This is a genomic window from Agromyces sp. 3263, assembly GCF_031456545.1.
GTDB lineage: Bacteria > Actinomycetota > Actinomycetes > Actinomycetales > Microbacteriaceae > Agromyces.
On record NZ_JAVDUV010000001.1, the window covers coordinates 1,195,287 to 1,214,426 of the forward strand.

Genomic DNA, 19,140 nt, shown 5'->3' on the forward strand with positions numbered 1-19,140 from the left:
GCGAGGTGCGGATGGGCTAGAGCTGTCCCGCGACGTTGTTGAACATCCCGTTGAGCGCCAGCGCGAGGGCACCCAGGCCCACGACGATGCCGAGCGCGACGATCGAGATGATCAGCCCGTACTCAGCGGCGTTGCCGGCCTCGTCGGTGCGGAGGGAGTTGAGACGCGCAACGGCGCGCGAGTATGCCTTGAGCATGATGGATCCTTCGGGTTCGGGACGTGCTCCCCGGCGGGTACCGGGGGGTGGGTTCCGTTGGCGGGTACCAGCGGATGATCGAAGGTAACCGCCCATCTGCGCCGCGAACACGCCCCCCTTCGGGGGATGTCAGCGCTTGCAGCGTGGAAGAGTCGAGGAATCCCCGGAATTCCGCGCAACTTCGGAGCGCCAGCCCCCCGCTCTGGGGGTAGGTCGTGTACCCCGAATGGACTATGAACCCACAACGAGGAGGGCGATCAATGCCCCCGCGAGCATCGACGGGCCGAACGGGATCGAGCCTCGAAGTGTCACCCGACGGAGCAGAAGTGCGACGATCGCAACAACTCCGCCGACCACGAACGCGGCCAGCAGCGCGATGAGCCAGGCCGTGAGGCCGAACCAGCCGAGCAGCAGGCCGATGACGAGGGCGAGCTTCACGTCGCCCATGCCCATGGCCGACGGGGAGATCAGCGCGAGCAGGAAGTACACCGCGAACATCGCCGCCGAGCCGATCACCGCCCAGAGCAGCGCCATCCACGTGCCCGCGGCCCACGACGCCGGCACGAGCAGCACGGCGACCGCGCCGAGCGTGGGGAAGATCACCGCGTTCGGGAGGCGCTTCTCGGCGAGGTCGACGAGGGCGAGCACGGTGGCGGATCCCGCGAACACGAGTAGCGCGGGCAGGATCCACGTGAGCCCGAACCGCAGCGCCAGGGCGGCGAAGGTGACGGCGGTGATCGTCGCGGCCGCGACGCGGACGGTGCGCAGCGGCATCCGCTCGCTCGACAGCTCACCCGTCATCGAGCGCTGCGTCCACGCCGCCAGGGGCCACCAGCCGAGCGCGCCGCCGACGATGAACGCACCCACGGCGGTGAGCAGGGTGGCGAGCGGCATGATGTGCAGCGTAGCGCCAGGCGCGGCATCCGCTGCTCGAACTCCACAACGACGCGGACATCGAGAGCCTCCCGCGCATCGACATGGCGCCGCTCGCCTGACAGGCTGGAGTCCACGACGAACGAGGGGGAACCATGGGCGTTGAGGCCGAGCGCACGTACGACGCGGTCACGCGCGAGATGCTGGTCGACGAGGACTTCGACGTCGACTTCACGCCCGATGGGCTGCTCGTGCACGGCCTGCTGTTCGCGTTCCTCGACGGCGACGACCTCGTCGTCGAGCTCCCCGAGGCACGTTCGGGCGACCTGCGCGAGCGGGGCATCGCGACGCCGTTCACCGGCACGCACGGCGGCCCGAGCCGCAACTGGGTGCGGGTCGCCGACCGCGAGCTGTGGTCGGAGCTCGCCCGCGAGGCCCACACGTTCGTCGGCGAGCCGCCGGTCGGGCGCCAGTCGTAAGTCCGAGTCGGGCGCAGAACGCCCCGGTTCACCCCTCCTCGAGCCGCGCGTACGCCTCGAGCAGCTCCTGCGCGTGCGGCGACCCCTCGGCCGAAAGCGCCGCCCGCATCTCGTTCAGCGCCCCCTCGCCCTGCGGCAGCGGCGGCAGCAGCGGCACGTCGCGGTCGCTGATGAGCTGGATCACGGTCGGGCGGTCCGCGGCCAGTGCGCGCGACCAGGCGTCGTCGATCTCGTCGGGGGTGTCGACGATGATGCCCCGCATGCCGAGCAGTTCGGCGTAGCGCGCGAACGGGAAGCCCGGCAGCGCCTGGCTCGTCTCGAACCTCGGCGCTCCCTCGACCTCGCGCTGCTCCCAGCTCACCTCGGCGAGGTCGCCGTTGTCGAGCACGAGCACGACGAAGCGCGGGTCGGTCCACGACGGCCAGCGGTCGGCGACGGTGATGAGCTCGGCGATCCCGGCCATCTGCATGCCACCGTCGCCGGCGAGCACCACGACCGGGCGATCGGGCGACGCGAGCTTGGCGGCCAGGCCGTACGGCACGCCGCAGCCCATGCTCGCGAGCGTGCTCGAGAAGTGCACGTCGACAGCGGCCGGCACGCGCAGCTGCCGGGCGTACCAGTACACGACGCTGCCGACGTCGAGCGCGACGAGCGCGTCATCGGGCAGGTGAGTGTTCAGGGCGCGGATCGCGAACTCGGGGTTCACCGGGTCCGCGGCCACGTCGGCGCGCGCGTCACTGATGCGGTGCCACTCGGACACGAGCTCGCGCACGCGGCTTCGCCACGGATCCACATCGGCTCGCGGCATCCGCTCGGCCAGCAGCTTCACCGTCTCGCCGGCGTCGCCGACGAGGCCGACCTCGATCGGATAGCGCCGCCCGACGGCCCGCCCGTCGAGGTCGATCTGCACGGCGCGCGCCTGCCCCGGCGCAGGGTAGAACTCGGTCCACGGGTCGCTCGACCCGACGATGAGCAGCGTGTCGCACTCCGCCATGACGCGCGCACTCGCGGTGGTGCCGAGGTGGCCCATCGTGCCGGCGACGAAGGGCATCGACTCGTCGACGTAGGGCTTGCCGAGCAGGCTCGTGACCACGGCTGCGCCGATCCGGTCGGCGAACGCCACCACGTCCTCGGCGCACGCGCGGGCGCCCTGGCCGAGCAGCACCACGGGCTTCGCCCCGCTCGAGAGCACGGATGCCGCGGCATCCACGTCATCGGATGCCGGGACCACGCGCGGCGGCCGGTACTCCGCCGCCGTGGTGACGTGGCCATGCTCGGCGCTCGGCTCCACGGCGGGCGAGGTCTGCACGTCGTGCGGGACGATGACGACGGTCGGCGTGCGGGTGGCCAGCGCCGTGCGGAACGCCTGGTCGAGCGCGGCGGGCACCTGCTCGGGCGCGACGACGGTGGTGGCGTACTGCGCGGCGACGTCGGCGAACAGTCGTTCGAGGTTGACCTCCTGCTGGTACTCCGAGCCCAGCACCGAGCGCAGCTGCTGGCCGACCAGGGCGACGACGGGCGCCCCGTCGAGCTTCGCGTCGTAGAGCCCGTTCAGCAGGTGGATGGCACCTGGACCCTGCGTCGCGGCGACCACGCCGACCCTGCCCGTGTACTTCGCGTGCGCGGTCGCCATGAACGCCGCGTTCTCCTCATGCCGCGCCTGCACGAACGCCGGGCCGTCGTTCGAGCGCCGCAGCGCGTCCATGACGCCGTTGATGCCGTCCCCGCTATACCCGAAGATGCGGTCGACGCCCCAGTCGCGCAGGCGCGCCACGATCGCGTCCGCGACGGTCGGCTGGTCCTCACCCGGTGAATCCCCCATGCCGCCACGCTAGGTGCGGTCACTGCACCGAGGCAGGGCCTTGACAGCGCCGGCGGGCGGCGGGCGAATGGAGCCGAGCGCCCCTACGCCTCGTCGCGGGAGATGCCGACCATCTCGTCGCGGGGCACGACCTTGACGCGCACTCGGCCCTCGGCCGCCCCGAGCGCCTGCTCGTGCTCGTCGAGGCGGTGCCATCCGTCGAGGTCGGTCCACTCGATTCCGCGCGACTCGAGCAGCTCGATCACCGACTCCTCGGACGGCGACTCGGGACGCCACCAGTTGCCGAGGTCGTTGATGACGTGCTTGATCGTCTCCATCGCGTCGGACTTGGTGTGCCCGATGAGGCCGACCGGGCCGCGCTTGATCCAGCCGGTGGCGTAGACGCCGTACATCTGGCGGGCCTCGCCGGTCTCCTTGTCGCGCGTGAGCACCTGGCCCTCGTGGTTCGGGATGACCCCGAACTTCTTGTCGAACGGGATGCCGGGCAGGGGGGACCCGAAGTAGCCGACCGCACGGTAGACGGCCTGGATGGGCAGCTCACGGATCTCGCCGGTGCCGACGACGCCGCCCTCGCCGTCGGGTGCGGTGCGCTCCCAGCGGATGCCGCCGACCCGGCCGGTGCCGTCGTCGAGGATCTCGAGCGGCTTGGCGAAGAAGTGCAGGTGCAGGCGGCGGGAGGCCTGGCCGACCTCGCGCTGGCGCCACTGGTTCAGCACCTTGTCGATGACGAAGACCTGCTTGTTGCCGGCGACGGCGGCACGGGCCGCATCGTCGTAGTCGAAGTCCTCGTCGTAGACGATCATGTCGACGTCGCGCAGCTCGCCGAGCTCGCGCAGCTCGAGCGGCGTGAACTTCACCGAGGTGGGGCCACGACGGCCGAAGACGTGCACGTCGGTCACGGGCGACGCCGCGAGGCCGGCCGCGACGTTCGCCGGGATCTCGGTCGGCATCAGGTCTTCGACGTGCTTGGCGAGGATGCGCGACACGTCGAGCGCCACGTTGCCGTTGCCGATGACCGCGACCTCACGTGCCTCGAGCGGCCAGGTGCGGGGGAAGTCGGGGTGCCCGTCGAACCAGCTCACGAACTCGGCGGCGCCGTAGGAGCCCTCGAGGTCGATGCCGGGCAGGTTCAGCGAGGCGTCGCGCACGGCGCCGGTGGCGAAGATCACCGCGTTGTAGTGCTTCTTCAGGTCGTCGAGGGTGATGTCCTCGCCGAAGCGCACGTTGCCGAAGATTCGGATGTCGCCACGGTCGAGCACCTCGCGCAGGGCCGTGATGATGCCCTTGATGCGGGGGTGGTCGGGGGCGACGCCGTACCGCACGAGCCCGTAGGGCGCGGGCAGGTGATCGAACAGGTCGATCGAGACGTCGAAGTTCCGCTCGGACTTCAGCAGGATGTCGGCGGCGTAGATGCCCGCCGGCCCTGCGCCGACGATCGCGAGTCGCAGCTTGTTCACGTGCCTGGGTCTCTCCATCAGCTCTGTCGCTCCACGATCGTCTCGGCGAATCGCGTGAGCGCCTTCTTCACGCTGCCCTCGGGCAGCGGCGCGAGCGCCGCAACGGCCTCGTGCGCCCAACGGTGGGCCTCAGCGAGCGTAGCGCGGGTGGCCTCGTGCTCGCGCAGCTGGGCGACGATCGCGTCGACGGTCTCCTTCGACGGCACGATGCGCGACGCCAGGGTGTTGGTGTCGTGCGGGTCGAAGGCGCCTGCGGCCTGCGGCACCACGATGACGTCGCGTTCGATGCGCTGCAGCAGGTCGGCGGATGCCGCATCGGCGCGTGCGAGCTCGGCGAGCCGCAGCAGCGGCAGCGTGACGACGCCCGCACGCAGGTCGGTGCCGGGCACCTTGCCGGTCTCCTCGGGCTGCGGCGAAAGGTCGATCACGTCGTCGATGAGCTGGAAGGCGACGCCGATCTTCTCGCCGAACTCGACGATGGGCTTCTCGAGGGCGGGGTCGGCGCCCGAGAAGATGATGCCCGACTGCGCGGCGGCGGCGATGAGGGACCCCGTCTTGTCGGCGAGCACCTGGATGTAGTGCACGATGGGGTCTTCCCCGATGGCCGGGCCGACCGTCTCGTGCAGCTGGCCGAGCACGAGCCGCTCGAACGTGTCGGCCTGCATGCGGATGGCGCGCTCGCCGAGGCTCGCCATGAGCTGGCTGGCGCGCGCGAAGAGCAGGTCGCCGGTGAGGATCGCGACGGAGTTGCCCCACACGGCATGCGCGCTCGGCACGCCGCGGCGGCGCTCGGAGTCGTCCATGACGTCGTCGTGGTAGAGCGACCCGAGATGGGTGATCTCGATGGCTTCGGCCGCGGTGACCACGTCGTCGGTGATGCCGGCCCCGAGCTGCGCGGTGAGGAGGGTGAGCATGGGCCGCACGCGCTTGCCGCCGGCTTCGAGCAGGTATCGCGTCGAGACATCCGCGATCGAATCGGCGAAGCTGACCTCGCGCACGAGGCCGGCCTCGACGCGCTCGATGCCCGCGTCGATCGCCCTGGCCATCGCTCGGTCGGCGGATGACGCGAAGACGCGTTCGCTCAGCCCGAGGTTGGCGGCGAGCGCGGAGCCGCGACGTGCGACCGGATGGCTCGGATTCACGCTGTCCAGCCTACCGGTGCGGTTCCTGTGAGCCGTGTCGATGACGGCGAACCGGGAGGTGCGGATTCGCCGCTCAGGCGAGCGGCTTACGGGCGCGGTGCAGCGCGACGACGCCCATGGTGAGGTTGCGCCACTGCACGTCGACCCAGCCGGCCTCGCGAATCCAGCCGGCGAGCGTGGGCTGGTCGGGCCAGGCGTTGATCGACTCGTTGAGGTACTCGTAGGCGGTGTCGTTCGAGCTCGACGCGCGCACGAGCGGCGGCATGACGTAGCGCTGGTAGGCGTGGTAGCCGGCGCGCACGAAGGCGACCGGCGGGTGCGAGAACTCGCAGATCACGAGACGCCCACCGGGTTTGGCGACGCGGAAGAACTCGGCGAGCGCGAGCTTCGGCTCGTTCACGTTGCGCAGGCCGAAGGAGATCGTGACGGCATCGAACTCGTCGTCGCCGAAGGGCAGCTTCGTGGCATCCGCCTCGACGAAGACGAGGTTCGGAACGCCGGCCTGACGACGGCGGCCGACCTCGATCATGCCGGGCGAGAAGTCGGCGGCGACGACGGAGGCCCCGGACTTCGCGAGGCTGGCGCTCGAGGTGCCGGTGCCCGCGGCGACGTCGAGCACCCGCTCGCCTCGCTGGGGAGCGACCGCGCGGGTCGTGGCGACGCGCCACAGCGGAGCGTTGCCCACCGAGAGCACGGTGTTGGTGCGGTCGTAGCGAGCGGCGACGCGGTCGAACATCGCCGATACCTCTAAGGGGTCCTTGCCGAGGTCTGCGCGCGTCATCCCTCGATTCTACGGCGCGGCCTCGCGCGCGACCGGGGGGTCGAGCCTGCGAGATCGCTGGATGCCTCCATGCATTGGAATGCATCCGGATACCGCCGCGTTCCGTATCACTGGTAGGCAACGATGCGGGCGACGCCCGCGAGGAGGAGATCCATGAAGGCCATCTGGAACGGTGCGGTGATCGCGGAGTCCGACGACACGGTCGTGGTCGAGGGCAACCACTACTTCCCGCGCGAGGCGCTCGACCCGCGCTACTTCGCACCGAGCGACAACCACAGCGTGTGCCACTGGAAGGGCACTGCCGACTACCTCCACGTCGAGGTCGACGGCAAGCGCAACCCGAACGCCGCCTGGACCTACCCGACCCCCTCCCCCGCCGCCGCCGAGATCGCCGAGCACGTCGCGTTCTGGCACGGTGTCGAGGTCGTCGCCGCCTGAGCGCCGGCCCCATCCCGGGGACGTAGGCTGGTGCGGTGATTCACCCGGATGCCACGGGGCTCGTCGTCACCCGCCCCGGTCCCGTCGAGCTGGCCGCCCGAGCGGCCGCCGGACGACCCCCGTCCGCGTCCGCGCGGCCCCGGCTCGTGGTGCGCACCGAGCCGGTCGAGGAGCTCGCGCCGCTCATCCCGCGCGCCGACCCGCGGCATCCGCTGCTCTGGATGCGCCGCGGTGAGGGCATCGTGGGCCTCGGCGAGACCCTGCGCGTCGAGACGAGCGGCGCCTCGCGCGTGAAGGACGCCGCGGCGGCGTGGACCGAGCTCGCCGCCGACGCGGACGTCGACGACCGCGTGGGGCTGCCCGGCACGGGGCTCGTCGCGTTCGGCGCGTTCGCGTTCGCCGATCACTCCGCCTCGTCGAGCGTGCTCGTCGTGCCCGAGCTCGTGCTCGGCCGCCGCGACGGCCGCGCGTGGGTCACCCGCATCACGCACGCGTCGGGTGCGGCTGGGGCCTCCGGCGACCGGGGCGGCGACGGCAGTGAGGATGCCGCAGCCGCCGTGCCGCTCGCCATCCCCGAGCCGGCGCCCAAGCGCCGCGTGCCGCGCGTGGCATTCACCCCGGGAGCCGTGCCGCCCGAGGCATACGAGTCCGCCGTCGCCGAGGCCGTGCGCCGCATCGACGCCGGCGAGCTCGAGAAGGTGGTGCTCGCCCGGCAGCTGCTCGGCGAGCTGCACGAGGAGGACGGCCTCCGCGCGACCATCACCCGCCTCGCCGAGGACTACCCCGACACGTGGGTGTACGCCGTCGACGGGCTCATCGGGGCGAGCCCCGAGACGCTCGTGCGCGTCGACCACGGCACGGTCTCGGCACGCGTCCTCGCCGGCACGACGTCACGGGGTGCCGGCGACGCATCCGACCGCGAACGTGCCACCGCCCTGGCCGCGTCGCCCAAGGACCTCGCCGAGCACGCCCTCGCCGTGGCGAGCGCGGTGAAGCGGCTCGCCCCGCACACCGCCCGCCTCGACGCCAGCCCCGAGCCGTTCACGCTGCAGCTGCCGAACCTCTGGCACCTCGCGACCGACCTCAAGGGCACCCTCGGCGACGGCTCGAGCTCGCTCGATCTCGTGCAGGCGGTGCATCCGACCGCGGCCGTCGCGGGCACTCCTCGCCGGGTCGCGCTGCGCGTGCTCGCCGAGCTCGAGGGCTTCGACCGGGGCCGCTACGCCGGTCCGGTCGGCTGGATCGACGGCGACGGCGACGGCGAGTGGGCCATCGCCCTGCGCTGCGCGCAGGTCGAGCCCGACGGCACCGTGGCGGCATATGCCGGTTGCGGCATCGTCCACGACTCCCGGCCAGCCGACGAGCTCGCCGAGACCGTCATGAAGTTCCGGCCGATCGTCGAGGCGTTCGGCGGCTGACGCGCCGCGCTCAGCTCGCGAGCAGCCGCAGCTTCTCGGTCTCGACGTCGTAGTCGGGCAGCGGCCACTCGAGTTCGAGCGCCTCGAGCGCCTGGATGAGCAGGTGCTGCACCGCCAGGCGCGCGTACCACTTGTGGTCGGCCGGCACGACGTACCAGGGCGCGATCGGCGTGGCGGTGCGCTCGAATGCCGCTTGGTAGGCCTCCTGGTACTTCGGCCCGAGCATCCGCTCCTCGACGTCGTTGGGGCTGTACTTCCACTGCTTCTCGGGCCGCTCGAGTCGGTCCATCAGGCGCGCCTTCTGCTCGTCGGGCGAGATGTGCAGCATGACCTTGATGATCGTCGTGCCCTCGGCCACCAGTTCGGCCTCGAACTCGTTGATCGCGCCGTAGCGGCGCTCGATCTCCTCGGGGGTCGCGAGGTCGCGCACGAGCGCGATGAGCACGTCTTCGTAGTGCGACCGGTCGAAGACGCCGATCATGCCCGGCTCGGGCACCTGCTTGCGGATGCGCCAGAGGAAGTCGTGCTTCTGCTCCTCCTCGGAGGGGGCCTTGAAGGAGGCCAGCTGCACGCCCTGCGGGTCCACGTTGCCGATGACGTGCTTCACGATGCCGCCCTTGCCGGCGGTGTCCATGGCCTGCAGCACGAGCAGGATGCGCCGGCCGTCGTCGCCGGCCTGGTGGTGCGCGAACAGCTTCTCCTGCAGGTCGGTGAGCACGAGCGCGCCCTCCTTCAGGGCGGCGCGGCCTGCCTTCTTGTTGCCGTCGAAACCCGGGGTCGCGTCGGTCGGCGACTCGAGGAGGATGAATCCCGGGTCCACTCGCAGCAGTCCGGTCGGGTCCTCGCGCCAGTACGACTCGCGGCTCATGTCACACTCCTTCGTGCGACGCTCTGTCGCCCGGGGTCCATCCTGTCGACTGAGCGGATGCCGCGGCAAGGGCTCGACGTGGGTCGACGGATGTGCGGTGGAGTCTGATACGGTTCGCAACCCGAGCTCAGCGCGGCAGCGGCACCTCGACGAGCTGAGGACCGTCGACCCGCCCGGTGAGCGCCTCATCGAGCTCGCCACGGGTCGTCGCGCGGGCGTAGCCCCATCCGTAGGCGCCCGCGAGCGCCGCGAGGTCGACCGCGTGCGGCGTGAACTGCACCCGGTCGAACGCCTCGGGCGCGGCCGAACCGGCCACCTCGAGCGCGTCGAAGATCGTGCCGCCGCCGTCGTTGCCCACGATGAGCTGCAGGCGCGGGCGCGGCTCGCCCTGTCCGAGCAGCAGCGACCCCACGTCGTGCAGCAGGGTGAGGTCGCCGATGAGGGCGCGGGTCACGCCGGTGCGGGCGGGGACGGCCGGCGCCGCGGCATCCGGAGCCTCCGACTCGCCCGGTGCCGGTGCCTGGCTCGCGATGGCGATCCCGAGCGCGGTGGCGACGGTGCCGTCGATGCCGGCGAGGCCGCGGTTCGCGTGCACCGGGATGCGTCGGCCGGGCACCGCGCGGTCGGCATCGCGGATGAGTCGGGACGCGCCGAACACGAGGCGGTCGTGCGGCCAGGTCGCGGCCCACACCGCGTCGACGAGCATCCGCCGGGTGACCGGAGCGCGCACGGCGGCGAGCTGCGCGCGCATGTACTCGCGTTGCGCCGAGAAGTCGGAGACGTGGCCGGTCTCGTCGACCCCGCTGCGCACGGATGCCGCGGCCGGCCCGGCCTCGTCGAGCAGCATGCGGCTCGCCCGCACCCACCGGCCCGTCCACGCGCGCTCGTCGGCGTCGGGTTCGTGCGCGGCCGCGCGCACCGCACGTTCGAAGCGGCGAACCCGCCGGCCCGGGTCGTACCACTCGATGCCCGTCGGCGCGACCACGATCGCCTCCACGCCGTCGCGCTGCACGAGCGCGGGCACCTCGCGCGAGAGCGTCGGATGCCCGAAGACGACGACGCGCTCGACGGCGTCGCCGAACCCGGGCTCGCGCAGGAGCTCGCGGTAGGCCACGACGAGGTTCGGCCCGAAATGTGCGCCGCTCGTGACCTCGGCGATGAGCGGCCAGCCGCCGTCGCGCGCGAACTCCTCGGCGGCGGGGCCGGCGCCCGCCCCGGCCACGACGATGGTGCGGGGGCCGTGCTCGATGACGGCGCCGCCCGGTCGGGGCGCCTCGGCGGGCGTCGTCCACGGCTCCTCGGCGCGCGGCGCGACGTCGAGGGTCAGCACGGCGGAGAGCGGCTCCCGGTACTGCAGGTTCACATGCACCGGCCCCGGGCCCGGGTGCGGCACCGGATCGCCCGACGCGTCGCGGCCGAGCGCCGCGGCGACGGCCTCGCGGGCGACGGCGGCCGCGGCATCCGCTTCACCTGGCGCACCCTCTGGTGCGGGGACATCGCGTTCGAGTCGCACCGCGCCGGCGAAGATGCCCGGCTGCATGGTCGTCTGGTTCGAACGGATGCCGCGGAGCTCCGCCGGGCGGTCGGCGGAGCAGACGATCAGCGGGACGCCCGAGTGATGCGCCTCCAGCACGGCGGGATGCAGGTTCGCGACGGCGGTGCCCGACGTGGTGACGATCAGGGCCGGGCGGCCGGACTCGACGGCCGTGCCGAGTGCCAGGAACGCGGCACCGCGCTCGTCGATGCGCACGTGCAGGCGGATGGCGCCCACGCGCTCGAGCTCGGCCGCGGCGAGCGCGAGCGCCTGCGAACGGGAGCCGGGCGCCACGACGACGTCCCGCACGCCCTCGCGCACGAAGGCGCTGAGGAGCGCCATCGCGGCGTCGCTCGCGGGGCTCCGCCCGCCTTGGCTCCGTCCGGCCTGCACCGGGTGGGGCGCCGGATCAGCCATTCGGTCGCCCGGAGGGGCCGACCTCACCGGGGGCGTCGGGTGCGTCGGGACGCTTGCGATCGGAGCCGCGCGTGCCGTCGGGCGGCGTGGCGGCGCCGGGAGCGCGACCCGGCCCGGAGCCCTTGGTGTCGTCGGCGTCGAGCTCGGCCAGTTCCTGCTCGAGGCGGCGGATGCGCTCGTCCTGCTCGGCGTCGGTGCGGAGGCGGCGAAGGAAGTCGGCGTCGTCGTCGGGCGCGATCGCGCCGCCTCGCGACGGCCCCACCCGGTTCGCCCGGCCGCGGCCGATGATGAACCAGAGGAGCCCGCCGATGATCGGCACGATGAGGATCACGACGATCCACCAGCCGCGGCGCAGGCCTCGGATGCGCGTGCGATCGAAGAACGCGCAGTCGGCGACGGCGTAGATCGTGAAGATCACGGCGGCGACGCCGAGTCCGAAGAGCAGCCGGGCCATTCCCTCAGTGTAGGCGCGTCCGGGGCCGCTGCGGCTGTGAGAGCGCTCAGCGGCGGCGACCTACACTGTCAAGGTGAAATCCGTGCCCGTCTGGATCTGGTACACCGCGCTGCGCATCCTGCTCTTCGCGGTGCCGCTCGCCGTGCTGCTCGCCGTGGGCGTGAACCCGTGGATCTCCGCGGCCGTCGCCGCCCTGTTCGGGCTGAGCGCGTCGCTGATCTTCCTGCGCCGGGCCCGGGAGTCGATGTCGACCGACCTCTACAGCGCGCGGCACCGCGAGGCGCCGGTCGCCCGTGCCGACGACGAGGAGGAGGACGCCGCGATCGACGGTCAGAGCCCGAACGCGAGTCCCAAGCCCACGCCGTAGACGAGCGCGGTGAGGCTCGCCAGCTGGAGGGCGAGCAGCAGTTCGCGCGGCGTCTTCGACCACAGGACGATCGCCGCCGCCGGCAGCGCGAGCAGCAGGCCGAATAGCACGAGCCACGCCGTGGGGTAGAACAGCGCGAAGAAGACGACGATCGCGAACGGCACGAGCATGAACACGGCGAACAGGATGCGCCCCGCGAGCGGCCCGACGAGCACCGCGAGGGTGCGCTTGCCCGCCGCCTTGTCCTGCGCGACGTCGCGGAGGTTGTTGGCCATGAGCACCGCACAGGCGATGAGGCCGGCTCCGACTCCGCCGAGCCAGGCCTCGAGGTTCACGTCGAGCGCCTGCACGTAGGCCGATCCGGCGGTGGCCACGATGCCGAAGAACACGAACACGAACAGCTCGCCCAGGCCGGAGTAGCCGTAGGGGCGCTTGCCGCCGGTGTAGAACCAGGCCGCCACGATGGCGACGGCGCCGACGGCGAGCAGCCACCACTGCTGCGTCACGATGACGAGCGCGAGTCCCGCGAGTGCGGCGAGCGCGAAGAAGCTGAGCGCCACGGCGAGCACGTGCCGGGGCTTCGCCGCGCCCGACCCGGTGAGTCGCGCCGGGCCGACGCGGTGGTCGTCGGTGCCGCGCACGCCGTCGGAGTAGTCGTTGGCGTAGTTCACCGCGATCTGCAGCGCGAGCGCGACGACGAGCGCGAGCAGCGCGCGGGCCGGATGCCACGGGCCGTCGGCGATGGCCACGACGCCCGCACCCGTGCCGAGGGCCACCGGGGCGACCGCGAGCGGCAGCGTGCGCAGCCGGGCGCCGGCCACCCAGTCGGCGGCGGTGGCCGGACCGCGCGCGGGGGCCGAGCCGGATCCGGCCTTGGCCGGGTTGCCCGAGCGACCGCGGGCGCTGCGGTTGCGGACGTCTTGGGGGTTCATGCGCTGCTGCTTGGGGCGTGCCACACCGACATGCTAATTCGCGACCCTATGACCCGCTGACGGCGCGGGCGGGCGTGCGGCATCGCAGCCGCCACGGCACAGCAGCGCATGCGCCACGGCACGGCATCGCAGGCGCCACGGCACGTCCGCGCAGGCGCCACCGGGCGTCAGCGCACGTCCTTCAGCGCGTCCAGGTAGCGGGCGACGATCTCGAGCTCCTCGACGGTGAACTGCTCGTGGAGCCGCATCATGCCCGCGAGGATGTCGGCGTACGGGTCGTCGGGACCTCCCCGGCCGGCTCCGGCGAACGCGTCGGGCAGCGCCCGCACCACGACCCGGCGGCGATCGGCGGGGTCGGTCGTGCGCTCGATGAGCCCATGCTTCTCGAGCCGGTCGAGCACGCGCGTGGTGGTGCTCGTCGGCAGCTCGGTCTGCTGGCTCACCTCACCCGCCGTCATCGGGCCGCCGTGGCGCTGGATGAAGCCGAACGCCTGCATGTCGACCACGTTCAGCCCGAGCGATCGGGCGATGCGCTCGTTCGTCATCACCGAGGAGGCGATGACGAGCTGCACGAGCTCGACGATGCGAGCGGTGACCTCGGCCCTGCTTGACATCGGCTCGCCTGCCTCCTATTCTTCCCGAAGTGGGATTATTCCACATCGGGACAATCCCGCATCGGTAGCAATCTCAGCATACGAAGGGATGACGGCCATGGCCACCACCACACGCCGAGGGCTCGCCATCGGCATCCTCCTGTTCGCCTCGTTCATGGACCTGCTCGACGTCACCATCGTGCAGGTCGCCCTGCCGTCGATCGGCGCCGACCTCGGGGCCTCCGAGGCCCAGCTCGAATGGATCGTGAGCGGGTACATGCTCGCCTTCGCGGTCGCGCTGATCACGGGCGGACGCCTCGGCGACCTGTTCGGGCGACGCAGGATCTTCCTCATCGGGATCGCCGGGTTCACGGTCGCCTCCGGAGTCGCCGCGGCAGCCTGGTCGGGCGAGGCGCTCGTCGTCACGCGCATCGCGCAGGGCCTGTTCGCCGCGCTCATGGTGCCGCAGCTCCTGGCGTCGGTGCAGGCGCTGTTCAGCCCCCGCGAGCGCGCTCCGATGTACGGGCTCATCGGCGGCGTCAGCGGCCTCGCCGCGGTGCTCGGCCCGGTGCTCGGCGGCTGGCTCATCGACGCCGACCTCTGGGGCCTCGGCTGGCGCACGGTGTTCCTCATCAACATCCCCGTCGGCATCGCGATCTTCATCCTCGCGGCACGTTTCGTGCCCGACACCCGCTCCGAGCGGCCCATGCGGCTCGACCTGGTGGGCGTGGCGCTGCTCAGCGCCATCGTGCTCGCGTTCATGGTGCCGCTCGTCGAGGGCCAGTCGCTCGGGTGGCCGGCCTGGCTGTGGATCCCCGTCGCGTTCGGCGCGGTGCTGCTCGTCGTGTTCATCGCCTACTCGCGCCGTCGCATGCGCCGCGACGGCTCGGCGCTGCTGCCGATGCCGCTCTTCGCCGACCGCGGCTTCTCGGCGGGCATCGTCACCCAGGCGGCGTTCCAGGGCTCGCTCAACGCGTTCACGCTGCCGTTCATCATCTACCTGCAGGTCGGGCTCGGCTTCGACGCGCTGACCGCCGGCCTCAACCTGCTCGCGTTCAGCCTCGGCGCGCTGGTCGGCACGGGCATCGTGATCCCGCTCGTGGCGCGCCTCGGCAAGGTGCTCGTCACCGCGGGCGCCGTACTGCTCGGAGCCGGCCTCCTGTGGGTGTTCGCGGTCGTCGTCGCCACCGGCGCCGACTTCACCGGCTGGGCGGCGGTGTGGCCGATGCTGCTGTCGGGCGTGGGCCTTGCGCTCGTCGTCATCCCGCTCGTCGACGTGGCCCTCGCCACCGTGCCGGTCGCCGATGCGGGCGCAGCGTCGGGCGCGTACAGCACCTTCCAGCAGCTCGGCGCGGCGGCCGGCGTCGCGGTCTCGACGACCGTGTTCTTCACCGTCGTCGGCGAGGACTGGAGCCGGGAGCACCTGCTCACCGCCCTGCAGGCCTCGGTCTGGGTCGCGGTGGCCGGGTTCGCGATTGCGGCACTCGCCAGCCTCTTCCTGCCCGGCCGCGCGCAGGTGCAGGCCCACCTCGACGAGGCCAAGCGGCTCGCCGAGGCCGACATCGAGCCGGTGCCCGCAGGCGCCGGCGCGCCGAGCGCCCGACCCGCCTGATCGGCCTCTATCCCTCCTCCCGGCCGCCGCGCATCCTCGCCTCGAGGGCGCGGCGGTCGGGCTTGCCCGAGGCGAGCAGGGGCAGGCGGTCGATGAGCTCGAGGCGCACGGGGCGGGCTGCGGGCGTCAGCCCGGCGGCGTCGGTCGCCGCGACGAGCGTCGTGAGGGCATCGGATGCCGCGGCGGCATCCGTGCGCATGGTCACCACCGCCGCCCGCTCCCCCCACTCGGCGTCGGGCACCCGGACGACGACCGCGTCGCCGAACCCGGGCACCGACCGCACGGCCCGCTCGACCTCGCCGAGCGCGACCTTCACGCCGCCCGAGATGATCACGTCGTCGGCTCGGCCCCGGATCCGCAGGATGCCGTCGTACGCCACATCGCCGAGGTCGCCCGTGCGATACCACCTGGTGCCGTCGGCGTCGGTCACGAAGGCGTCGGCGGTGCGCGCCGGGTCGCCGAGGTAGCCGTCGGCGAGCATGGGTCCCGACACCTCCACGCGGCCGTCCACGATGCGCACGCGCACGCCGTCGAGCGCGCGTCCGTCGTAGACGCACCCGCCCGCCGTCTCGCTCGACCCGTAGGTGCGGGTCACCCGCAGGCCGAGCGCGTCGGCCGCGACGATCAGCGAGGGCGACGCGGCCTGGCCGCCGAGCAGGATCCGGTCGAAGCGGTGCAGCGCGTCGGCCACGGTGCGGTCGGTCCGGGCGGCCTCGACCAGCCTGCTCAGCTGCACCGGCACGAGCGACGTGTAGCGCGGCCGCAGCCGGTCGAGCCGAGCGGATGCCGCGGCGAACGCCGTCGGCTCGAACCCGTCGCCGTCGAGGACCACGGGCTCCGTGCCGGCCACGATCGACCGCACGAGCACCTGGGCACCGGCGATGTAGTGGCCCGGGAGGGCGAGCAGCCACTGCCCGGGTCCGCTGAGCGCGGCCTCGGTCGCGACGGCGCTCGCGCGCAGGGCCGCCCCGGAGAGCAGCACGCGTTTCGGGGCATCCGTCGACCCGCTCGTCTCGACGACGAGGGCGATGCCGTCCTCGACCTCCCCGGCATCCTCGAGCGCTACGACGCGGCCGGCACCGGGCACGGGCCACACCGCGGGTCCGCCCGAGAGTGCCCGACGCAGGGCGAACGTGAGGCCCGCAACGTCGGTCGCCGACACCCGTACGAGCGGTTTCATCGCGGCATCCGCCCGGCTAGTAGTGCCACGGGTAGGGACCCCAGTCGGGGTCGCGCTTCTCGAGGAACGCGTCGCGACCCTCGACGGCCTCGTCGGTGCCGTACGCGAGCCGGGTCGCCTCTCCGGCGAACACCTGCTGGCCGACCATGCCGTCGTCGACCGCGTTGAAGGCGAACTTCAGCATGCGGATGGCGGTGGGCGACTTCGTCAGGATGGTGCGGGCCATGGCGATCGCCTCCCGCTCGAGGTCGGCGTGCGGCACGACCCGGTTCACCGCGCCCATCTCGTACGCGCGATCCGCGGAGTACTCCTCGGCGAGGAAGAACACCTCGCGGGCGAACTTCTGACCGATCTGGCGGGCGAAGTAGGCGCTGCCGTAGCCGGCGTCGAAGCTGCCGACGTCTGCATCCGTCTGCTTGAACCGGCCGTGCTCGCGGCTCGCGATGGTGAGGTCGCAGACGACGTGCAGCGAATGCCCGCCACCCGCCGCCCAGCCCGGCACGACCGCGATGACGACCTTCGGCATGAACCGGATGAGCCGCTGCACCTCGAGGATGTGTAGGCGCCCGGTCGCTGCCGCGGCCGCCGGGTCGCGCACCACCTCGGCCTCGGCGTCGGAGTACTGGTACCCGTCGCGCCCTCGGATGCGCTGGTCGCCGCCCGAGCAGAACGCCCAGCCGCCGTCCTTCGCACTCGGCCCGTTGCCCGTCAGCAGCACGACGCCGATGCGCGGGTTGGTGCGGGCGTCCTCGAGCGCGCGGTACAGCTCGTCGACCGTGTGCGGCCGGAACGCGTTGCGCACCTCGGGCCGGTGGAACGCGATGCGTGCGATGCGGCCGTCGTGCGAGTGGTGATACGTGATGTCGGTGAATCCGACGGATGCCCCGGGCGTGGCGGGGGCGGCATCCGTCCACTCGCTCGCGTCGAACAGTTCGGAGACCTCGTGCGCCATGCCTCCAGCCTACGGCCGGGCCGCGATCGGCTCGGTGGCGGGCGAGACAACGACCTCAGAGGGTCGCGGGCTCCCCGCTGAAGAACGCCACGATGCCGGCATACGCGATCGAGCCGACCCAGATCGCGCCCCAGGTGAGCGGGATGAGCGCCGCGACCATGAGCACCAGGCCGATCACGGCGATCAGGACGTTGCGCCCCGGGGAGTCACGTCGCACCTCACTGGCTTCGACGCCGAGGGTGTCGAGTTCGTCGGACATGCGCACCTCCTCCAAGGCGGCCACACTAACAGACCGTCATTCTCGGATTCCCAGCCGCACTGCATGAGATTCGCGGCGATGTCCTCCCTTCCGGGCCCGTCTACCGGATTCTCATGCATTCCCGGGCGACCTGGGGGCGCGGCCCGGAGCGGCGGGTTCGGGTCGGTGCCACGATGGGACGGTGACCGATGACGCCGCACCCCTGCCGACCCTCGACGACCTGCTGGCGACGGCGAGGGTGGTGGCGCTCCCCCTCGTCACCAGGTTCCGCGGCATCGACGTGCGCGAGGCCATGCTCTTCGAGGGGCCCGAGGGGTGGACGGAGTTCTCGCCGTTCGCCGAGTACGACGACGACGAGGCATCCGCCTGGCTGGCCGCCGCCGTCGACTTCGGCTGGACCGCGCCGCCGCCCGCCCTGCGGGACCGGATCCCGGTGAACGCGACTGTGCCGGCGGTCGACCCCGACAGCGTCGGCGCCGTGCTCGCGCGCTTCCCCGGCTGCCGCACCGCGAAGGTGAAGGTCGGTGGCGGCGACGAGCCACTGTCGGCGGATGTCGCGCGCGTGCGCGCCGTGCGCCACGCGCTCGGCCCCGAGGGACGCATCCGGGTCGACGCGAACGGCGGCTGGAACGTCGACGAGGCCGAGCACGCGATCCACGCGCTCGCCCCGTTCGACCTCGAGTACGTCGAGCAGCCCTGCGCGACCGTCGCGGAACTCGCCGAGATCGGGGTCCGCGTGAAGTACATGGGCATCCCCATCGCCGCCGACGAGAGCGTGCGCCGGGCCGACGACCCCCTCGCCGTGGCCGAGGCCGGCGCGGCCGACCTGCTCGTGATCAAGGCGCAGCCGCTCGGCGGCATCCGGCGGGCGCTGCGCATCATCGCGGCGGCAGGGCTCCCCGTCGTGGTGTCCAGCGCCCTCGACACGAGCGTGGGCCTGGCCATGGGCGCCCGGCTCGCGGCATCCGTGCCCTCGCTCGACTACGACTGCGGTCTCGGCACCGCCTCGCTGCTCGCCGCCGACGTCACGCGCGACCCGCTGCTGCCGGTCGACGGCGCCATCGAGGTGCGGCGGGTGCTGCCCGACCCGGCGCTGCTGCAGCGGTACGACGCGGGGCCCGAGCGCACCGACTGGTGGATCGAACGGCTGGGCCGCGCCCACGCCGTGCTCGCCGACGCGCGGTCCTGACCCGGCCGGCCTGCCGCAGCGCTGCCGCGCCGACCACACTCGGCTGACGCGCGCCACACGCGTCTCGCGCGCGTCGCGCCGCCGCCCGGCGCGCCGCGACCCGACGCCGAGTGGCCACGTTTCGCCGCCACCCGCGCCGCGACGGCGCCGAACATGACCGCTCGGCGTCGGGGGTCG

Annotated in this window: 20 protein-coding genes; 6 read left to right on the plus strand and 14 right to left on the minus strand. The window is 72.6% G+C overall.

What is annotated here, in order from left to right:
* Positions 1 to 16: 16 nt before the first annotated feature.
* Positions 17 to 196: a Flp family type IVb pilin gene (locus J2X63_RS05450; RefSeq protein WP_309974814.1), complete on the minus strand. Its 180-nt coding sequence runs from the start codon at positions 194 to 196 to the stop codon at positions 17 to 19.
* 231 nt (positions 197 to 427) lie between these two features.
* On the minus strand, positions 428 to 1,090 hold the full coding sequence (locus tag J2X63_RS05455; RefSeq protein ID WP_309974817.1) for an A24 family peptidase: 663 nt from the start codon (positions 1,088 to 1,090) through the stop codon (positions 428 to 430).
* A 134-nt stretch (positions 1,091 to 1,224) separates the two neighbouring features.
* On the opposite strand from J2X63_RS05455, the gene J2X63_RS05460 reads away from it, so the two are divergent.
* Positions 1,225 to 1,548, plus strand: a complete 324-nt coding sequence (locus tag J2X63_RS05460; protein WP_309974821.1) for a hypothetical protein — start codon at positions 1,225 to 1,227, stop codon at positions 1,546 to 1,548.
* Between the two features lie 28 nt (positions 1,549 to 1,576).
* On the opposite strand, the gene J2X63_RS05465 is transcribed toward J2X63_RS05460, so the two are convergent.
* From J2X63_RS05465 to J2X63_RS05480, 4 genes are all read right to left on the minus strand, one after another.
* Positions 1,577 to 3,370, minus strand: coding sequence for a thiamine pyrophosphate-requiring protein (locus tag J2X63_RS05465; protein ID WP_309974824.1), 1,794 nt, complete (start codon positions 3,368 to 3,370; stop codon positions 1,577 to 1,579).
* An 83-nt stretch (positions 3,371 to 3,453) separates the two neighbouring features.
* Entirely contained in the window at positions 3,454 to 4,827 is a 1,374-nt protein-coding gene (locus tag J2X63_RS05470; protein ID WP_309977803.1) for an FAD-dependent oxidoreductase, read from the minus strand.
* A 17-nt stretch (positions 4,828 to 4,844) separates the two neighbouring features.
* Positions 4,845 to 5,969, minus strand: a complete 1,125-nt coding sequence (locus tag J2X63_RS05475; protein ID WP_309974827.1) for a polyprenyl synthetase family protein — start codon at positions 5,967 to 5,969, stop codon at positions 4,845 to 4,847.
* Positions 5,970 to 6,042: 73 nt separating this feature from the next.
* The gene (locus J2X63_RS05480) at positions 6,043 to 6,750 is read right to left on the minus strand and encodes a class I SAM-dependent methyltransferase (RefSeq protein WP_309974830.1); all 708 of its coding nucleotides are present in this window, start codon (positions 6,748 to 6,750) and stop codon (positions 6,043 to 6,045) included.
* A gap of 153 nt (positions 6,751 to 6,903) precedes the next feature.
* On the opposite strand from J2X63_RS05480, the gene J2X63_RS05485 reads away from it, so the two are divergent.
* Together J2X63_RS05485 and J2X63_RS05490 are read left to right on the plus strand one after the other, a co-directional pair.
* A complete protein-coding gene (locus J2X63_RS05485) occupies positions 6,904 to 7,188 on the plus strand; it encodes a DUF427 domain-containing protein (RefSeq protein ID WP_309974833.1) in 285 nt (94 codons plus the stop codon).
* A 146-nt stretch (positions 7,189 to 7,334) separates the two neighbouring features.
* On the plus strand, positions 7,335 to 8,606 hold the full coding sequence (locus J2X63_RS05490) for an isochorismate synthase MenF (RefSeq protein ID WP_396133145.1): 1,272 nt from the start codon (positions 7,335 to 7,337) through the stop codon (positions 8,604 to 8,606).
* A 10-nt stretch (positions 8,607 to 8,616) separates the two neighbouring features.
* Here the strand turns inward: J2X63_RS05490 and J2X63_RS05495 are convergent, their stop codons facing one another.
* The 3 genes from J2X63_RS05495 to J2X63_RS05505 all read right to left on the minus strand — a co-directional run bounded on the left by J2X63_RS05495 (position 8,617) and on the right by J2X63_RS05505 (position 11,879).
* Complete coding sequence (locus J2X63_RS05495; protein ID WP_309974839.1) at positions 8,617 to 9,474, minus strand: PPK2 family polyphosphate kinase; 858 nt, start codon at positions 9,472 to 9,474, stop codon at positions 8,617 to 8,619.
* A 127-nt stretch (positions 9,475 to 9,601) separates the two neighbouring features.
* Positions 9,602 to 11,425: a 2-succinyl-5-enolpyruvyl-6-hydroxy-3-cyclohexene-1-carboxylic-acid synthase gene (gene menD / locus J2X63_RS05500; RefSeq protein ID WP_309974842.1), complete on the minus strand. Its 1,824-nt coding sequence runs from the start codon at positions 11,423 to 11,425 to the stop codon at positions 9,602 to 9,604.
* Positions 11,418 to 11,879, minus strand: a complete 462-nt coding sequence (locus J2X63_RS05505) for a PLDc N-terminal domain-containing protein (RefSeq protein WP_309974845.1) — start codon at positions 11,877 to 11,879, stop codon at positions 11,418 to 11,420. Before J2X63_RS05505 ends, menD begins: the two co-directional genes overlap by 8 nt.
* A 73-nt stretch (positions 11,880 to 11,952) precedes the next feature.
* Between J2X63_RS05505 and J2X63_RS05510 the strand changes: the two genes are divergently transcribed.
* Complete coding sequence (locus tag J2X63_RS05510) at positions 11,953 to 12,246, plus strand: DUF4229 domain-containing protein (RefSeq protein ID WP_309974849.1); 294 nt, start codon at positions 11,953 to 11,955, stop codon at positions 12,244 to 12,246.
* On the opposite strand, the gene J2X63_RS05515 is transcribed toward J2X63_RS05510, so the two are convergent.
* Positions 12,210 to 13,178, minus strand: a complete 969-nt coding sequence (locus tag J2X63_RS05515) for a 1,4-dihydroxy-2-naphthoate polyprenyltransferase (protein ID WP_309977805.1) — start codon at positions 13,176 to 13,178, stop codon at positions 12,210 to 12,212. The genes J2X63_RS05510 and J2X63_RS05515 overlap by 37 nt on opposite strands.
* Positions 13,179 to 13,345: 167 nt before the next feature.
* Positions 13,346 to 13,792, minus strand: a complete 447-nt coding sequence (locus tag J2X63_RS05520) for a helix-turn-helix domain-containing protein (protein ID WP_309974851.1) — start codon at positions 13,790 to 13,792, stop codon at positions 13,346 to 13,348.
* 97 nt (positions 13,793 to 13,889) lie between these two features.
* Between J2X63_RS05520 and J2X63_RS05525 the strand changes: the two genes are divergently transcribed.
* Entirely contained in the window at positions 13,890 to 15,383 is a 1,494-nt protein-coding gene (locus J2X63_RS05525; RefSeq protein WP_309974854.1) for an MFS transporter, read from the plus strand.
* A 7-nt stretch (positions 15,384 to 15,390) separates the two neighbouring features.
* Here J2X63_RS05525 and J2X63_RS05530 read toward each other — a convergent pair whose 3' ends face one another.
* From J2X63_RS05530 to J2X63_RS05540, 3 genes are read right to left on the minus strand one after another with little or no spacing between them, the layout of a single operon-like run.
* Entirely contained in the window at positions 15,391 to 16,563 is a 1,173-nt protein-coding gene (locus J2X63_RS05530) for an AMP-binding protein (RefSeq protein ID WP_309974857.1), read from the minus strand.
* A 16-nt stretch (positions 16,564 to 16,579) separates the two neighbouring features.
* Positions 16,580 to 17,515, minus strand: a complete 936-nt coding sequence (locus J2X63_RS05535; RefSeq protein ID WP_309974860.1) for a 1,4-dihydroxy-2-naphthoyl-CoA synthase — start codon at positions 17,513 to 17,515, stop codon at positions 16,580 to 16,582.
* A 55-nt stretch (positions 17,516 to 17,570) separates the two neighbouring features.
* Positions 17,571 to 17,774, minus strand: a complete 204-nt coding sequence (locus J2X63_RS05540) for a hypothetical protein (RefSeq protein ID WP_309974863.1) — start codon at positions 17,772 to 17,774, stop codon at positions 17,571 to 17,573.
* 181 nt (positions 17,775 to 17,955) lie between these two features.
* On the opposite strand from J2X63_RS05540, the gene J2X63_RS05545 reads away from it, so the two are divergent.
* Positions 17,956 to 18,963, plus strand: a complete 1,008-nt coding sequence (locus tag J2X63_RS05545) for an o-succinylbenzoate synthase (protein WP_309974866.1) — start codon at positions 17,956 to 17,958, stop codon at positions 18,961 to 18,963.
* The last annotated feature ends 177 nt before the right edge of the window (positions 18,964 to 19,140 follow it).

Bases quoted from the DNA above. Each gene is read 5' to 3' on its own strand.
- J2X63_RS05450 (WP_309974814.1), bottom strand. From the start codon at position 196: ATGCTCAAGGCATACTCGCGCGCCGTTGCGCGTCTCAACTCCCTCCGC.
- J2X63_RS05455 (WP_309974817.1), bottom strand. From the start codon at position 1,090: ATGCCGCTCGCCACCCTGCTCACCGCCGTGGGTGCGTTCATCGTCGGC.
- J2X63_RS05460 (WP_309974821.1), top strand. From the start codon at position 1,225: ATGGGCGTTGAGGCCGAGCGCACGTACGACGCGGTCACGCGCGAGATG.
- J2X63_RS05465 (WP_309974824.1), bottom strand. From the start codon at position 3,370: ATGGGGGATTCACCGGGTGAGGACCAGCCGACCGTCGCGGACGCGATC.
- J2X63_RS05480 (WP_309974830.1), bottom strand. From the start codon at position 6,750: ATGACGCGCGCAGACCTCGGCAAGGACCCCTTAGAGGTATCGGCGATG.
- J2X63_RS05485 (WP_309974833.1), top strand. From the start codon at position 6,904: ATGAAGGCCATCTGGAACGGTGCGGTGATCGCGGAGTCCGACGACACG.
- J2X63_RS05495 (WP_309974839.1), bottom strand. From the start codon at position 9,474: ATGAGCCGCGAGTCGTACTGGCGCGAGGACCCGACCGGACTGCTGCGA.
- menD (WP_309974842.1), bottom strand. From the start codon at position 11,425: ATGGCTGATCCGGCGCCCCACCCGGTGCAGGCCGGACGGAGCCAAGGC.
- J2X63_RS05505 (WP_309974845.1), bottom strand. From the start codon at position 11,879: ATGGCCCGGCTGCTCTTCGGACTCGGCGTCGCCGCCGTGATCTTCACG.
- J2X63_RS05515 (WP_309977805.1), bottom strand. From the start codon at position 13,178: ATGAACCCCCAAGACGTCCGCAACCGCAGCGCCCGCGGTCGCTCGGGC.
- J2X63_RS05520 (WP_309974851.1), bottom strand. From the start codon at position 13,792: ATGTCAAGCAGGGCCGAGGTCACCGCTCGCATCGTCGAGCTCGTGCAG.
- J2X63_RS05525 (WP_309974854.1), top strand. From the start codon at position 13,890: ATGGCCACCACCACACGCCGAGGGCTCGCCATCGGCATCCTCCTGTTC.
- J2X63_RS05530 (WP_309974857.1), bottom strand. From the start codon at position 16,563: ATGAAACCGCTCGTACGGGTGTCGGCGACCGACGTTGCGGGCCTCACG.
- J2X63_RS05535 (WP_309974860.1), bottom strand. From the start codon at position 17,515: ATGGCGCACGAGGTCTCCGAACTGTTCGACGCGAGCGAGTGGACGGAT.
- J2X63_RS05540 (WP_309974863.1), bottom strand. From the start codon at position 17,774: ATGTCCGACGAACTCGACACCCTCGGCGTCGAAGCCAGTGAGGTGCGA.